Source organism: Bacillus sp. Root131 (assembly GCF_001429475.1).
Classification (GTDB): Bacteria; Bacillota; Bacilli; order Bacillales; family Bacillaceae_G; genus Bacillus_A; species Bacillus_A thuringiensis_S.
In genome coordinates this window covers 271,343-287,328 of record NZ_LMJQ01000001.1, presented here as the reverse complement: position 1 = coordinate 287,328, position 15,986 = coordinate 271,343, and the positions used below count along the sequence as shown (strand labels likewise).

Below are 15,986 nucleotides of genomic sequence, written 5' to 3'. Positions count from 1 at the left end.
TTCTATAATAAAAAAAACAAACGACCTACCCGGTCATTTGTTTAATTCATATATATTTTTCGTTTCTTCTATCATTTTAGTTAACGAGAAATACCTCACTGCTTTCTCTCGTGCTTCGAGTCTAATAGCATTTACCTTTTCTTCATTCCCTTGTAGTTCCTCCAGTGCACTTGCGAATTCCAATTCGCAATATTCAGATACCAAAACACCTGATTCTCCATCTATTACCGCTTCATGTATTCCGCCAACATCTATTGAAACAATTGGTGTCCCTGTAGCCATCGCTTCAATTACTACCATTGGAAATACTTCACGAAAAGATAATAAAAGTAAGGCATCCATTTTCCCTATAAACTCATGCGGTTCTGAAATATTTCCTAGCATCTTTACACTTTGTCGCAATCCATATTTTTCTATTTCTTTCATAATCGATTCTTTCTCTGGTCCATCACCAGCAATATAAAACATAAAATCATTTCTCTTTTTCAACACATTTGCAATTTTGACAAATAGTAGATGGTTTTTCTCTTTGGATAATCTAGCTAATATCCCTATTTTATATGTAGATTCTTTCTTTTTCTGCTGGAATAAAAACTTTTCAATATCGACACCGTTATAAATTGTATTTATTTTTTCTTCTGCTACATGAATTGAAATTAAATTATTCTTTTCAAACTCACTTACTGTAATAATATTGTTTACATATTTATTCATGAAATAACGAAAAAGCGTTGGCATTTTCTTTTCTAATATCGTTACATTATGTTTCGTATAAACAATTTTCATCTTTTTTTTAATAAACTTTTGAAGTAGCAAAGCATATAATACCATTCGCAAACTATTTGCATGAATAAGTTCTATCTTTCGTTTACAAATTTCGTTTCGTAAATAATAAATATTTCTCAAATGATTCCATCGACTAAGTAATATAAAATTTTCTTTTCTAGTAAGAGATTCATATAGTTCTCCATTACCTGCAGCTGTATAAATCTCAAAATCCTCATAATGCAAATTACTTTCCAATTTACAGAAATAGCTCTCGGCTCCGCCAGTTATCAATTTATCTGTCATCAACAGTATATTCATAATTGCGTCTTCCCAACTACATTGATTTTATTTTTTTTATAAGCATGATAAGCATACTTACTAAAATAGTAAAAAATTTGCACCGAATTCAGTCGTTCTTGTTCCCTTAACAATTTCCAATACCGGAAAGCTGCTCTAATTTTATTTCTAGAAACAGAATTTGTAACAATTCTATATTTTGCTAATACTTGCTGTATCCCTTTTGCTTCATACCCTTCATGTAATAAGTTCAGCCATAACGCTGTATCTTCCGGCTGTATACTAGGCATTTCGACATACGGAATTTTTTCACGATCAATCATCACTGTTAAACACCCGATAATTGTATTCCCTGCTAAATAATGATAGTCAACAGATTTTGGTACACTCACTTCGCGATTTAGTTCATTACCATTTTCATCAATTAAACTATACGACGCATATGAAAAAGCAATATTCATTTCTTCCATAAATAATAATTGTGTCTTCAATTTATGCGGCAACCATATATCATCACTATCTAAAAAGGCAATGTACCTTCCTCTCGCCTCTTGAATAGCTAAATTCCGAGCTTTAGCAGCACCGACATTTTCTTTTAATGATAATAACCTAATTCGTGAGTCTCCTTCTATTATCTCTTTAATTTTTGCGGCAGATTGGTCGGTTGAACAGTCATCAACGATAATCATTTCCCAGTTTTCATACGATTGATTCTGTACAGATAAAATTGTCTCACCTATAAATCGTATACTATTATAAGAAGGTGTTATTACAGAAACATAAGGCGGCTCGTTATGTGCTGATAGACATTTTACCATCTATCTTTCTCCTTCCTTCATATATTGAAATATACTTCACAACAACTGCTAAAAATAAAAAGAACGCTTCGTTAATAATGAGTGACAATGACATCATCTGAAATAAAAATGCAATCATAGTCAATAGAAGGTATGGTTTTTCACGAAATAAAGTATGCTGCGCTAGCTTGAACATTAATATGAATAAAAACGCGCTATATAGAAGAAAACCAATTGTACCCGATTCAGACAAAATTTCTAAAAATGTATTGTGTACATATAATTTTTCATTAAATTGATACTCATAATAATTTGAGAAGTTAAAAGCACCGATTCCGATATATGGATTGGATAAATAATATTTAAAAGCAGCTTCCCATAATGTAAATCTACCACTTCCATTATCATGGGAAAAATCAGAAATTCGTTTATTTAATATGTCATCTAATTGGCCCCCCATTACACTATTCGATAAACTAAAAATAACTAAACTAAACAATACTAAGCTCATAATTATTTTTACTTTTTTAACGAAACTAGACATACATATATATACAAAAACGACAAGTACAAGAGCTAATATACCGCCCCTTGAAAAGGTTAATAGACTCGTCGTAACACATAAAATCAACCCTAATATATTGGTGATATTTTGTAAATTCGTCATATAGTACATAAAAAATATTGTATTATAGAAAATGAAAATATTAGGATCATCTAGCAATCCAATTAACCGTGGATATCCTCTATCAACTAATAACCCAGCAAAAATTTCTCTCTCTTCTCCACCGTATAAACCAAAGTATTGTAAACCGATTATATAGAGTATTAGACTTACAACATTAAATACTACTCCTACATAAGCAATAGATGATTCAAGTACCACTATTTCAGTATTCCCCAATAAATTCCTCATTATAAAATAGCATCCTAAAACGAGTAGCACGCCAAAAATCATACGAATACTAGTATTTAAATACATAGAAAGAATTCCACTTAAACAATAAATGAAATAAAACAGTAAAAATACAACTTCATGAAAATATAACTTTTGAATATGAAAGTCTTTAATTGTTAAACAAAAATATATGACTAAAAAAATCATATATACCTTCAATGAAAATCCAATATATAAATTGTATTTACTTAACATAACAAATAATATTAGAAGAATAATCCATCCCATCGATACTTTCATATTATTTCCCATAGGCTATATCCCCTGTTTCGTAATATAATCCTTTTTGCGTATTTTTCTTATAAAAGAAAGAAGAAGTTTTTTTAGCTCATAATCATATAGGAATATGGCAGCTACTACAATTAGTATATTAAGAACAAGCGCAATCAAATGATATGTATGCACTATATATTGCACTCCAATAAAGGTTACACCAAAATAAATTGTATACGGTATTACAATTTGGAATACAATTTTTTTCTTCACTACACTTACCGCTATATATCCCACTAAAGCGACGATTTCAAATAAAACCATAGCGTATGCCGCTCCTATCACTCCACCAATACTACTAAAGCTATAAAGCATAAACCCACCTATCACCAATGCTACACACTGCACAACAGTTCTTTTATTTTGACATCCACTCGTCGTTAAACCGTCAGCAATGGCAATATTTAAACTTTGTAGCACAATAAGAAATGATAATATTTGGAGTGGTTCTACTGCATTGCTCCATTCTTCATGAAAAAATATAGAAATAAAGTATGGTGCTAAATGATATAAACCGATCGTCATACATATTCCTACAATCGCCATTGATTTAATTTGAAGCAAATTTAATTTCGTATGCTCTTCTAAATTATTCTGGTTATAATGCTTAAAGAGCACTGGAAAAAATGCACCTGCAATTACCCCCGGTACTTGATATAAAGCTGCTGGCATCCGGTACGCCACTGCAAAAACACCTACCATATTTAATGGCAATGTATAGTTAAGCAAGATAGGCGCTAATTGTGGCGTACCCATTATTAAAAAACCGCTAATAATAAAAGGAGTTAATTGCCAAAATAACGCTTTATGAATTACGACTTTCATATTCATTTTCGTCTTTCTTCTCATGATATATATACTGAATAAACCGCCGATCATATACCCAAAAGCATATAAGCGAGCCGTTACATACACCGGTAATTCTCCGAAAATACAAAAAAATGTAATTATAATAACAACCGATGATGATACAACTTTAATGAGCGCTATATACTTCATACGTTCCGTCAGTTGAAAATAGGCAATCCCTATGTTTTGCCAAGTTAATCCTATTAACATGAAAAACATTACGTTTATCATCATATAAATTAAATTTTTATCTACATACATATAATGAATAGAAATATAACCGATGATAGAAATAAAAATAAGTAGAATCATTCTTATTTTTATATACGATGATAAAATCTTCTCTAAATCTGCTCCATCCTTTGCCCCTTCTCGAAGAAATGTATTACTAAGTCCTAAGTCTGTAAAAAATAACATAACAAACGTCACTGCTATGGCAACACTAAACATCCCATAATGTTGTGCGTTAAAAAAGTTTGCTAAAGCAATTAAACTGACAGCCTGAAGAAGGTTAGCTAAAATCGTGCTATAAAATAGATGGATAATATTATTTAGAATAGATCTACCCATACCAGTTCTCCTTTGCAAGTAACCTACTTACATATGTTGTTTGTTTACATATATATTTATCTTGCACCATTACCGTTCAATACAATTAAAACGGTCTTACATAAAATACGGATGTCCATCCGAATCGTTTTCATTTCAATATACTCCATGTCTAACCTCAACTTTTCCTTTGGATCAAGATTATACCCTCCATTTATTTGTGCCCATCCTGTTAAGCCTGGTTTTACCATTAAACGATCCTTAAATTCTGGAATATACGCATCAAATTCATTATAAAAAAACTCTCTCTCTGGTCTAGGACCTACAAAAGACATATCTCCTCTTAAAATATTTAAGAGTTGTGGTAATTCATCAATTCTCGTTTTTCTTATAAACAATCCAACTTTTGTAATTCTTTGATCATGTTCTTTTGCCCATTGTGGTCCGTTCATTTCAGCATCCTTTACCATCGACCTTAATTTAAATACATTAAACTTCTTCCCGTTTATACCTAAACGTTCTTGAAAGTAAATTGGAGCCCCTGATGTTTCTAAAGTAATCATAATACAAAAGAACAACATAATTGGTATCGTTAATAGTAACAATATGATTGAAAATATAATATCAAACAAGCGTTTTACACTTCGATTCAATATGCTAGGCTTTTCTTGAGCCGGAATCGTATACAACTTGGCTTGATTTGTTTCACGAATCATGGATCGTTACCCCCACATTCAAGAATATAAAATTATACCTATTAATTCACATTCTTTTCTCTTTATATCCGCTATTACTTTTTGCACTGTACGTAGTGAATCTTTTCGCTTTTTAACTGCTAAAACCACTCCATCGCACTTCCCTGCAATAATGTGCGTAGCAGGAAGGTCAAATACTTCAGAAGAATAAAAGAAAATGTAATCAAAATCTTCTTTCCACTTAGCAATCGCATTATCAAATTCATCCATAGCAACTAAGGGGGTCCCTGTGTGTACTGTTTTTTTTGCAGGAATACAATATAAGTATTTAGACAAATTACTAGAAAAAGATTCATAATTGCAGGGGGAAGAGCTTATTATATCGTTTACTGTTATCATGTGATCACTTTGTAATAATACATGTAATTTAGGATCAGAAAAATTCACATCAATAAGTAACACCTTTTTCTTCATTTCCGCAAACACTAGACCCATATTTACTATAAGCGAGGCAACAACCCCTCTGTCCTTCGTTGAACTAACTGTGAACAGTTGTTTTCCAGATTTTTTTAGCTCGTGATACACCGTATAAAACTGTTCTTTCATCAGATCATCATGCAGATCGAATGGCAGCTGTTTCTTTGTCCTAAACATCAACATGTTCACCTCGATATATAGATGATTGTTTATCAACCTCTGTAGGTTTCTTTTTTCTATTCGGTTTCATATTTATGTGACCAATAACAGAGACTGTTGTTATTTTCTCTAAATCTTGTTCCGTGTATATACGTTCATCAAAATAATCTCGAAATACAGCTAAACCTATCCCAACAAAAAAACTAACAATTAAAGAAATAGGAATGATTAGTTGAAATTTTGGAAACAATTTTTCAGCCTGTTCCTGTAACTCAGGATCCGTCAACACTTTCACACCTTGTACATTTGTGTACTGTTGAAAACTTTGTTGTGATTGCTCTGCCAATGTCTTTACTATGTCTTTCACGACTTTCGGATTGGAATCTTTTACTGTAACAGTTACAATTTGTGAGTTGTCCGTATTTACCACCGAGATTTTTTGTGCTAATTCATAACTTGATTGCTCTAATTTCAAAGTTTTTTTAACTGTTGAAATAATTAATGGGCTTTTTAAAATATCGACATACGATGTTACTAGTTGCTTATTTTCTTGTGTTTTATTTGTTGAATTTTCCTTATTAAACTCATCTAAATTCCCAACAAGAATTTGCGTTGAATATTGATATGACGGCTTTAAAACATACATAGAGATAAGAACTAAAGAAGCGGTTAAACAACACATCGTTAAAATAATCGTTACGAATCTTCTTTTCAATAATTGTTGAAAATCTTTTATACTCATTTCTTGCTTCAATTATTTCACCGCCCTTTTCTGAATAACATCCTGCAAGTCACTCTTTACAGATAACCCTTTCTCCTTTCTATCCACTTGTTTTGTTACATACTTTCCGACTCTCAATGCAAATTTTTCTACATATATATACGAAAGCATTGCAAATATAAACGAAAAAACAAGTGAAAAAATTAAAATAATAAGCAACGGTAATATTTTATGGAGCATGTATATAAGGGAAAATAACGATATAATATGATATAAATAAAGACTGTAAGAAATCTTCCCCAAATATAACAAGTATTTATTACGTAGTAAGGACGACAAAGTTGATATTGACAAGCTTAATATGACAAATAGACATGCACTTATCGCCACTACATAGTCTCGAAATATAAAATTATTGAGCACTTTCATTTCTCCAATAAGCCCTTCATACATAAAAAGTAAAATCGCAAATAAAAACCATGCAATTTTCGTGTTTTTAGTACAATTACTATAAAAAACTATTAAATTATTTTTATACTTCGCAACTAGTGCTCCTAGTAAAAATAGCACCGTATAATGCAAAGTTAATGCATAGCTTGTTAATGTTAAGCCCGAACGAAACAAAAATAATATGATGACAGAACATATACTAAAACTAAACAATAATAGTAATGAACCCCTTAACGTTTTTCGTAAGCAAATCATCAAAATTAACGGGAAAATTATTGATATTCGCATTTCATGGACAAGCGACCAAATCACACCGTTATATGCATCTGTATTATATTTCCCAACCAATAAAATATGTTGTGCGATTAAGCTTGAAGAACTTTCAATCGTCCATGAGCGATTAAACCATTCACTTAAATAAGAAATACCATATTCACTAATTGTAGTCTGGCATATAATCGCTATAATTATTGCCACAATATAAGGAATATATATTCTGCATATACGTTTTAAAAGGTATGACCCATAGCTACTATAGTTTTTTTCAATAGATTCATACAAAACAAATCCGCTCAAAACAAAAAAGATAATAACAGATTCGTTACCACTACTAAAAATTAGACGAGCAGGTGTTTCTTTTAATAGATACACAACAAATGGTTTATTATCTTCATAACTGTAATTTTGAAATGCTGAAAAAATCATTAAATGATGACCAATCATTACTACTAATGAAGAAATCCCTCTTATAGAGTCCAATTCTTCGTATCTCTTCATCTTTTTACATCAACTCCTAATGAAATGATACTAATCATTTCAAAGCGACATCTTTATTCATATTCCTCTCCTTTCTTTTCATTCCAATTTTTCATATTAAAATGATTTTATAGTATAAATTTGAGTGTATTGTAACATTTTTTGTAATATTATGAATAGTAAATCTCGAAAATTGGTATATACCAATTTCAACCTCGAAAAATGAGTAATATTGATAGAAAAACACTATAAAAATATCTTGCATATTTACAAAATTAAAGAGATGAATAGCGTTTTTTCAATATAAAATAAAAAAGATAGCCTATATAGGCTATCTTTTTTATTTTATTTAATTACTGGCACCACTATATGCTACATGTCGTTTCTCAATTCTTTCTTCAATTTCTTTCATATTTTCTTTATTATTTAATAGTGATTGTTTATTTTCAATTAATAATTGTTTAAAAGATTTTCTCACTTTTTTTCTCATTTTCATTGTCCTCCTTGGGGGATGGTTTATATAAAAGATAAAGAATTATCTGTGTGTCCTTATAATAATTGATTGTTGTGAATTCTATTTGAACTTCATATGAAAATTCCGTTTATTTTCTGACAACTTTGTGAACACGAAAAAAAGACTCTCTAAAACTATGTTGAAATTAATTCACTTCATTATAAAAATTACTATTTCCATCAACTTTTATCATTATATCTTGTCGAAACATTTATATATTTAAAATTGATTTCGACATAATTTTATTTACTATAATACTGTTTACAAAAACAAAAAGAAGGTGTTGCATAAGTCAAAGTTCGACTTATGCAACATCCCTCTTTCTAAACTATTTATAGCATATTTATTAATATTTCAGGTCTTCCCCAATTCATTTCTTCACAAACAAATTTAAGTTTTTCTTCATCCATTGTGTGTAGTCCCTCTTCTAGTGAACATGAAATTGGAACTTCACAGTGAATTTGTGCTAATTGCAACGAAATATTTAAGTTCTCTAAATCACTTTCAATCTTCGTACGCTGCGCTTTCGTTAATGATTCTACATTTTCTAGTACAGCGGATACTGTTCCGTGCTCTTGAATAAGCTTATACGCTGTTTTTTCACCGATACCTTTTACACCTGGATAATTATCACTTGTATCTCCCATGAAAGCTTTTGCATGGACGATTTGCCACGGCTCTACACCTTTTTCTTCCATAATTTTCTCCGGTGTGTAATATTCGTAATTTCCAATTCCTTTACGCAGAAGCATAACTGTAACGTTCTTATCAACAAGTTGAAGTAAATCTGTATCACCAGTTAAAATATAAACTTCAGCTTCATTGCAATATTGTTTTGCAAGCGTACCGATACAATCATCGGCTTCGTAGCCTTTCATACCGATAACTGGAATGGATAATTTCGCAGTCATTTCTTGCACTAAATCAAATTGAGGAATTAATTCTTCTGGTGGCGCTGCACGATTTGCTTTATAATTCGAGAACGATTCTGTTCTAAATGTCGTACTTCCCATATCCCAGCATGTAACGATATGTGTTGGTTCGATCGCTTGCGTAGCTGTTAACAAGTGTTTCATATAACCATGAATCCCGTTCGTAGGGGTTCCATCTTGTCGTTTCATAAATTGTCCGTAGACACTTGTTGCGTAAAAAGCACGAAATAATAGTGCCATACCATCAACTAATAATACTTTTTTCATAATTCCTCTCCTATTAAAAAAATAATAACCTCACGTTATCACGTAAGGTTATATAAATAGATTACCATTCTACGTTTTTGCTCAACTTTGTCTATTATACATGGTTTTTGTATATTTAGCACCATTCACACATTAAGACATCCTACTACAACAAGTATGCAATATGCCTGAATACGTATTTTTTCCAGTAGAAACAACGACAGCCTTTGCATTTCCACTAACAATATGCGAACCTTTAAAACATACATTTTCAAGCTCAAGTGGATTATAATCTTTCATCCGTTTTAATGGAATAAATCGTTTACGTTCAAGGTGATAGCAGCTTTCAAACTTCTCTATACTCGCTTCGTTTCCCGTTAACACAGACTCATTTACTAATAAATCATCTGCATAAATAATACGTACATCAGCTGGCACAGCATCTCCAGCCGAAAGAAAAATCATATCTCCAGGTACAAGTTCTTGCACTGGTATCTCCATCATTTTCAGTTCACTATTTAGCCCTGTACTACTAGAACATTCTACTCTAGATACAGTAATCGTTTCACGTTGTAATTCATCACAAACACGTTGTTTTGAAAAACCTGGGATCATGCCACTAAGCTTCATCATTACTTCTGCAAGAAGTGCTCTTTTTGAAGTTAGTTCATTTCGGCCATATACTTGAATACGTTTTTGTGCCTCTTTCATTGATAGTCCGTCTCTTGTTGTTTTAAAATATGCAAATACAGATTTTACATCTCTTGTTGCAATTTCAATTAATAAATCTTTATTTTTTTGAAGCATTGTTTGTTCTTTTATTGATTTTTTACTTAGTTTATATGACGTGTTACCCACAGTTTTGTTTGCATATAACATATTATCGTCTCCTCCTTTACAACATAGGAAGAAACGCTTTGTTTCTCAATTTATCCACTTTACTGTGAAAGTGTCTAGCGCTTTATAAACGCTACATTGTGATAAATATAGAGGGAGGAACAAATCGTTTCCTGCCTACATCATATATTTTTGATTTGAAGTATATGGGTAACGGAACCGAGTCAGAATTTGACATGCTCCTCACCTCCTCGTTTAATTTTATAGTTTATACTATGAAATTACTCATAGCTTGGTAACAAAAAAGACCCCTACCCTTAAGAGAGTAGTGGCCATTACATACACAAATAAACGATTTCTAATATAATTAGAAATCTACGGACCTCTCCCTCACCGAGTTTTAGCACTGTATAGCATAGGTACATTACCAGCTACGTTAAGAAAAACCTTAATTCGATCATTCCTGTTGACCCATTGGCGTCTCTCGACATTTTTGGGCAGTAGCATTTCTCTATACAGGAGCCTCACCTAACAGAGACTTATTTTCATTACATTGAAAATGTTACTCTTATTTAAAATAGATGTCAACCGTAGCCTACAATTTTTTCAAAAGGTATGGCAAACTAACATATATAAAGTGAAACTTTAATCAGTGGGGTTTTGTTCATCCCCCACTGATTATTAGCCCTCACCAATCGGGCTGCCCGGCAAATAGCGGAATAAAATAAAAAACTTTACGTTTAAACGTAAAGTTTTTAATAAGTTATACAGCCAGCAATTACAATCCCAATTGAAAGCGATAAAAACATAAGAAAAAGACCGACTGCTTGATTATCTTCTTCAAGACTTTTGTTTATATTAAAGCGTGGTGTAAGCCACTCAGCTAAATAAAAAACGATAATTTGAGCCAAAATCCCAACTGCTCCCCACGAAATCATATCAAGAAGTGAAATTGAATTAGCTGCTGTCGAATATAAAACAATAGCTAACCCAAGTAATCGTCCTCCAAGCACATAGCTTACCGCCTTATTCCCTTGAGCCATTAACTTAAATTCCTTAACTTTCGTTGTCACTTCCATCAAGAACAGACCAATACATAAAAGTCCGAGTGTTACTGCTAAATATGATAGAAAATTAATCATTTTTCCCCCTCCTTTTTATACCTACCGGTAAATAGTACGATTCATTTCCTGTAATCTTTTCTCCCGCGCGAATACCGATACTACTTGCTTTTCCAACAATTAAAAAAGAACCAAACACATACGACAGTTTCTCCATCCCTTTTTCTGTTTCCAAGGATACGACTGGAAGTTCTATATACTTTTGAAATATCGGCAGTGAAGTTTTATACGTTTGATGTGCATTTTGAAGCATAATATTTTCATCCTTATCGCGAATCGTAATTGTATCTCCTTCTCTACCAAATGAAGGTTTTTGAACGAAAGAACCTTTTCCTAAAAATAAATCTGGTTCTAAATATGTAGGTAACATATATTCTTTAATCCACTGTTGTTCCTCGTTTGTATAAAAGACCTCTTCTTCTGCTAACCCCCAAATAAGACACTGAATTGATTTTGGCTGAAGTAAAAATGCTGACAAAGGATTTATTATAAAAAGCTTTCCGGCTTTTACAAGTTGCAGCAGTTCCACACCTACCAAATCTCCTGTTTCAGGATCTTGATCCTCAATTAAATCTTCTATCGGATATGTTTGGCGATATAAAACATCAATCTTCGCCCCATCTTTATCAACTAGAGCACCTTTCGTAATTCTAAGTTCTGACATTGGCACTACTTTATTTTCAACATGGCATAACTGACTTAAATACATAGTCGTATTCCAATCCTCAATATGTTCATGATGTGCTGTAAAAACAACATTTGGATTGTCTAATCCCTTTGTCGCTTCCATTACAGCTTTCGTAACACCAGAAGATAGTAATCGTTCTTGATCCGAGTTTGGATCATCATAACCTAGGTTTTCACAAATTTCTCCATTCATTTGAAAGCATTCCATAATAAAAGTTGGTGTATCACTATTAAACTCAAGCATTTTAATTTGGTTATCAACCGTTATAACGAAATCAAATCGTGAAATAACAGATTCAGGATATAATCCTTTCATTCTAATGAATGATAAGCTCGCAGGAGGAAAACCAAGCTCAAGAAGCTGTTCGTCACTTAAATTTCGCAAAAGTCTAGCAGTCTTAAAAAATATTTTACCCATTCGTTCAGTCGCTAAGTGTAATTGTTCCAAAGTCTGATTTGTTATAGAAAAAACATGAAACAAACTATATTCACATTCATATAAATCCGACCAAAAATTCGGATATTTTAAATAAAAATCTTTTCGATCCCTTATGTATTGCGACATATTTTAGCCCCCAAATCCTCCCTTTGAACCGCTTCCAATTCCACCTTTAAATTCAGCAGACGATTGATACGATTTAAACGCCGATGAATTTTTAAAAGTGGATTTATTTTGATAGTATCGCCCACCATAGAAATAATGCCCACGATAACCTGAACTACTATCATCACACTGCCATACCCCAAGTTCATCATCCCAATCCCAATCAGAACAACTATTATCATTCGGTTTTGGGGGAAGATCTTGTGCGCAACCAAATAAAGTGCCAGTCATTAAAGACGTTACGACACCACCTACTAGCCATTTCGTTTTTGTCACCTTCGCACTCCCCTTTTTAAATTCTATTCCTATTATATAGGATGGCATGATAAAGTAGAAGAAAAAGGAAGAAGAGGGATGAAATGCGCTTAGAATATCGACTTAATGATGAAACGAAAGGGTATCCTGCTTTATGGAACTACGCCAATATTTCTAATTCTGAAATTATCGCACGCATGACTTGTGAATATTTTATTAAAGAGAAAAATACTTATGTTGTTACTGCAACTTCGGTTGATCCAGACGGAACAGCAGTTATTTATATTCAAAAAGAAGTTTTCGCCAATGACCCTTCAGACCCTACATACTCCCACATCGGTTTTGAAATTAGAGAACTAAGTGAAACGAGTTCAAGCTTAGTAGATAGTCAAGATGTATGGAACTACGAAGAAATTTTACCATCTCTTCATTCAGATATTATATATATTCAGCGAGACGGCATGTCTATGGAATTCTCCTTGGATTCAAGAGAGATTGATGAAGACAGAAAGTGCTACATTTATTACGGAAACTTCACAGGTGAATCAAGATAATATTGATATATCTATGCAACAAAAAAACCTTACGTATAAAACGTAAGGTTTTTATATAGCCCCACATATGCCGTTCTCTCTAGATGTCCATAAACCTGCTCTCACAGGTGGATGCTCTCACAAATGTTTGTAACTTCCTTCTTAAAAAGATGGCATGTTAGCTACATTTAAATATTGAACTTCCATATTAAACTTATTGGTTTAAGACATGCATAAGCTACGTACACCGTAGGAATTTTATATAAGGTTAGTTGAAATAAGACCCCCGCACGTGCCGCTCCTCGTAAATGTCCAAAAACCCGCTACTCGCAGGTGGATGCCCTCACAGTTACCGTACATCTTCCTCCACAAGGAAGGCTTGATGATGGTCGCTAAATATTGAGCTTCCGTATAACTAACATCGGTTTTAGACATAAATAAGTTACGTACACCGCAGGATGTATTATTTACTTGTCGTTATATTATCACATTGTTTCCAATGTGTAAAATACAAAGTTTTTCGAGCAATCTCTTGCTTGTGACCTTATTTTAATACAAATTATTTTTGCATGCAAGTGATTAATCTTCTTCTTTTGCAATTTGATTTTCTGGATAAGAAATCCAATCACTCCAGCTACCCGCATACAATTTAACATTTTGGAATCCAGCCAATTTTAACGCAATGATATTTGGACATGCCGTAACACCAGAACCACAATATACAATGGTTTCCTTATCTTTCGACAGATTTTGGAATCGTCCTTGTTGCTCAGCTTCATTCTTAAATTGTCCTGATTGCAACATTCCATCCTTCCAAAAATAGTTTGCTGCTGTCGGAATATGTCCTGCTTTATGATCGACAAGTTCCTCTACACCAGCATAACGTTTTGGCTCTCTTGAATCAATTAACGTAACATCTGCACCTGCCTGGATATTCTCTCTTACTGTTTCCATCGATACAAGCATATGATCTTGTATGTTTGTTTTGAATGTTTTTCGTATAACAACAGGAATTTCCGTTGTTGTCGGTAGTCCATTCTCTTTCCAAACCGGGAAACCACCATCTAATATATATACTTTCTCATGTCCTACATAGTTACATAACCACCATAAACGAGCAGCATTTGCACCAGCTTGACTGTCATACGCAATTACTGTCGTATGTTCATCAATACCAACCTCCGAAAGCTTGTCCGCAAACTCTTCAATGCTTGGCAACGGGTGGCGGCCACCATGCTCTACTATAGGACTTGATAAATCTAAATTCAAATCAAAATATAAAGCATGAGGAATATGTTCTTCTTCATACTTTTCTCTACCCCAATTAGGATTCGCTAAATCAAAACGACAATCGATTACACGGACGTTCTCATCTTCTATATGCTCACGTAACCATTCGACTGTAACTATCATCTTTAACGACCTTCTTTCTCTTGTAAACGACTTACATACTCCATAACCATTTCTTCTGTAACATATTTACGCTGCAAGGTAACACCATTTTTTGCAAGATCATTAATTTGCTTTGTTACAACATTAATGACATCAACCGAAAATTCTTTCCCATTTGACGCAAGAGATACGGCTGCTTCAATAGCTGCTTCACGCTGCGCATCTAATTGTAAACATGCTTTTACACTTTCATTTTGTTTACGAGAATGTGCTGTAATTGCTTTATGTACTTCCATCTTCTCTTCCCCCTAAATAAGTTATACGTTCTAATTCAATTCCATTGCAAGCCGAATCATATCACGGCATACAATGCCATTTTCAATAATCTCTTCTTCATAATGCTTCGAAAAGTAATCAAAATCAATAGAAAAAATACGAAATCCACATTTTTGATATAAAGCAAGTTGTGAAACACTAGAATTACCTGTACCAATTTCCAGTTTTGACATACCATATCCTTTAGCAGTTTCTACAGCATGACTTACTAGCTTCTTTCCAATCCCTTTTCCTTGCACATGCTCTGCAACCGCAATATTCATGATTTCCATCGTCTTTGGCCTTGTTTCTAAAAGAACATATACACCGATAACGCTACCCTCTTGCTTTGCTACGTATGTTAATCCTCTTTGTACATATGTAGCTATTTGCCGTTCACTTGGATCAGCAAGTAGCAATAAAGACTTCGGTATAGCTTCTTCTTTCGAAATATACTCTATTACTACACCCATAAAAATTCCCCTTTCTCTATTGTTCTAAACCCTCCTTGTCTACCATAAGTAATAGAAAGGAGGGGTTCATCATGGACAACAATGAGAAAAAATGCAACGTCATCTCTATTGATGGAAAGAAGAAGAAAAGCGACACGTATTCCTACCCAAAATTAGTAGTAGAAAACAAAACATATGAATTTTCTTCATTCGTCTTATGCGGTGAAACACCAGATGGCAGACGACTCGTTCTTACTCATATGATTTCTACCGATGAATTTGCTGGATTTGTCAAATCTTTAGATACTGTACTGCAAAAGAAAATTGAACGAATCTTTTTCTCATAACG

Annotated in this window: 19 protein-coding genes, 2 other RNA genes and 1 riboswitch; of the genes, 2 read left to right on the top strand and 19 right to left on the bottom strand. The window is 32.9% G+C overall.

Annotated features, from left to right (window positions below; all coding sequences use genetic code 11):
- Positions 1–33 precede the first annotated feature (33 nt).
- The 14 genes from ASE54_RS01525 to ASE54_RS01465 all read right to left on the bottom strand — a co-directional run bounded on the left by ASE54_RS01525 (position 34) and on the right by ASE54_RS01465 (position 12,966).
- Entirely contained in the window at positions 34–1,086 is a 1,053-nt protein-coding gene (locus ASE54_RS01525) for a glycosyltransferase family 4 protein (protein WP_001023693.1), read from the bottom strand.
- On the bottom strand, positions 1,083–1,883 hold the full coding sequence (locus ASE54_RS01520) for a glycosyltransferase family 2 protein (RefSeq protein WP_000237677.1): 801 nt from the start codon (positions 1,881–1,883) through the stop codon (positions 1,083–1,085). Before ASE54_RS01520 ends, ASE54_RS01525 begins: the two co-directional genes overlap by 4 nt.
- On the bottom strand, positions 1,858–3,072 hold the full coding sequence (locus ASE54_RS01515; RefSeq protein ID WP_000527869.1) for an O-antigen ligase family protein: 1,215 nt from the start codon (positions 3,070–3,072) through the stop codon (positions 1,858–1,860). Before ASE54_RS01515 ends, ASE54_RS01520 begins: the two co-directional genes overlap by 26 nt.
- Positions 3,073–3,075: 3 nt before the next feature.
- Complete coding sequence (locus tag ASE54_RS01510; protein WP_000533719.1) at positions 3,076–4,512, bottom strand: oligosaccharide flippase family protein; 1,437 nt, start codon at positions 4,510–4,512, stop codon at positions 3,076–3,078.
- Between the two features lie 56 nt (positions 4,513–4,568).
- Positions 4,569–5,207, bottom strand: coding sequence for a sugar transferase (locus ASE54_RS01505; protein WP_000617647.1), 639 nt, complete (start codon positions 5,205–5,207; stop codon positions 4,569–4,571).
- 18 nt (positions 5,208–5,225) lie between these two features.
- Complete coding sequence (locus ASE54_RS01500) at positions 5,226–5,846, bottom strand: CpsD/CapB family tyrosine-protein kinase (RefSeq protein WP_002163913.1); 621 nt, start codon at positions 5,844–5,846, stop codon at positions 5,226–5,228.
- Positions 5,833–6,576: a Wzz/FepE/Etk N-terminal domain-containing protein gene (locus ASE54_RS01495; RefSeq protein ID WP_000807061.1), complete on the bottom strand. Its 744-nt coding sequence runs from the start codon at positions 6,574–6,576 to the stop codon at positions 5,833–5,835. Before ASE54_RS01495 ends, ASE54_RS01500 begins: the two co-directional genes overlap by 14 nt.
- On the bottom strand, positions 6,577–7,770 hold the full coding sequence (locus ASE54_RS01490; protein ID WP_000833048.1) for an acyltransferase: 1,194 nt from the start codon (positions 7,768–7,770) through the stop codon (positions 6,577–6,579).
- A 328-nt stretch (positions 7,771–8,098) separates the two neighbouring features.
- Positions 8,099–8,239 (bottom strand): FbpB family small basic protein, encoded by a 141-nt coding sequence (locus ASE54_RS33410; RefSeq protein ID WP_001228048.1) that lies wholly within the window; start codon positions 8,237–8,239, stop codon positions 8,099–8,101.
- A 356-nt stretch (positions 8,240–8,595) separates the two neighbouring features.
- Positions 8,596–9,462 carry a 5'-3' exonuclease gene (locus ASE54_RS01485; protein ID WP_000757071.1) on the bottom strand — a complete coding sequence of 289 codons (867 nt, stop codon included), beginning with the start codon at positions 9,460–9,462 and terminating at the stop codon, positions 8,596–8,598.
- Positions 9,463–9,594: 132 nt separating this feature from the next.
- Positions 9,595–10,320, bottom strand: a complete 726-nt coding sequence (locus tag ASE54_RS01480; protein WP_000964952.1) for a cation-transporting P-type ATPase — start codon at positions 10,318–10,320, stop codon at positions 9,595–9,597.
- A gap of 337 nt (positions 10,321–10,657) precedes the next feature.
- Positions 10,658–10,821: riboswitch (M-box (ykoK) riboswitch) on the bottom strand.
- A gap of 212 nt (positions 10,822–11,033) precedes the next feature.
- On the bottom strand, positions 11,034–11,420 hold the full coding sequence (locus ASE54_RS01475; RefSeq protein WP_000606873.1) for a DUF350 domain-containing protein: 387 nt from the start codon (positions 11,418–11,420) through the stop codon (positions 11,034–11,036).
- Positions 11,413–12,651, bottom strand: coding sequence for a glutathionylspermidine synthase family protein (locus tag ASE54_RS01470; protein ID WP_000084927.1), 1,239 nt, complete (start codon positions 12,649–12,651; stop codon positions 11,413–11,415). The genes ASE54_RS01475 and ASE54_RS01470 overlap by 8 nt, the downstream gene beginning before the upstream one ends.
- A 3-nt stretch (positions 12,652–12,654) precedes the next feature.
- Positions 12,655–12,966, bottom strand: coding sequence for a hypothetical protein (locus tag ASE54_RS01465; protein WP_000169030.1), 312 nt, complete (start codon positions 12,964–12,966; stop codon positions 12,655–12,657).
- A gap of 83 nt (positions 12,967–13,049) precedes the next feature.
- On the opposite strand from ASE54_RS01465, the gene ASE54_RS01460 reads away from it, so the two are divergent.
- A complete protein-coding gene (locus ASE54_RS01460) occupies positions 13,050–13,499 on the top strand; it encodes a hypothetical protein (RefSeq protein ID WP_001235522.1) in 450 nt (149 codons plus the stop codon).
- Positions 13,500–13,553: 54 nt separating this feature from the next.
- Here ASE54_RS01460 and ssrS (ASE54_RS33405) read toward each other — a convergent pair.
- The 5 genes from ssrS (ASE54_RS33405) to ASE54_RS01445 form a co-directional block, all read right to left on the bottom strand.
- Positions 13,554–13,737, bottom strand: a non-coding RNA gene (ssrS, locus tag ASE54_RS33405) — 6S RNA.
- 21 nt (positions 13,738–13,758) lie between these two features.
- Positions 13,759–13,941, bottom strand: a non-coding RNA gene (gene ssrS / locus ASE54_RS33400) — 6S RNA.
- 116 nt (positions 13,942–14,057) lie between these two features.
- Positions 14,058–14,891 carry a sulfurtransferase gene (locus tag ASE54_RS01455; RefSeq protein WP_000637581.1) on the bottom strand — a complete coding sequence of 278 codons (834 nt, stop codon included), beginning with the start codon at positions 14,889–14,891 and terminating at the stop codon, positions 14,058–14,060.
- Between the two features lie 2 nt (positions 14,892–14,893).
- Positions 14,894–15,166: a YpbS family protein gene (locus ASE54_RS01450; RefSeq protein WP_000451820.1), complete on the bottom strand. Its 273-nt coding sequence runs from the start codon at positions 15,164–15,166 to the stop codon at positions 14,894–14,896.
- A gap of 30 nt (positions 15,167–15,196) precedes the next feature.
- Positions 15,197–15,658, bottom strand: a complete 462-nt coding sequence (locus ASE54_RS01445) for a GNAT family N-acetyltransferase (protein ID WP_000539328.1) — start codon at positions 15,656–15,658, stop codon at positions 15,197–15,199.
- A 71-nt stretch (positions 15,659–15,729) separates the two neighbouring features.
- Here ASE54_RS01445 and ASE54_RS01440 point away from each other — a divergent pair, with 71 nt between their 5' ends.
- On the top strand, positions 15,730–15,984 hold the full coding sequence (locus ASE54_RS01440) for a DUF3931 domain-containing protein (RefSeq protein ID WP_000369740.1): 255 nt from the start codon (positions 15,730–15,732) through the stop codon (positions 15,982–15,984).
- Positions 15,985–15,986: the final 2 nt, after the last annotated feature.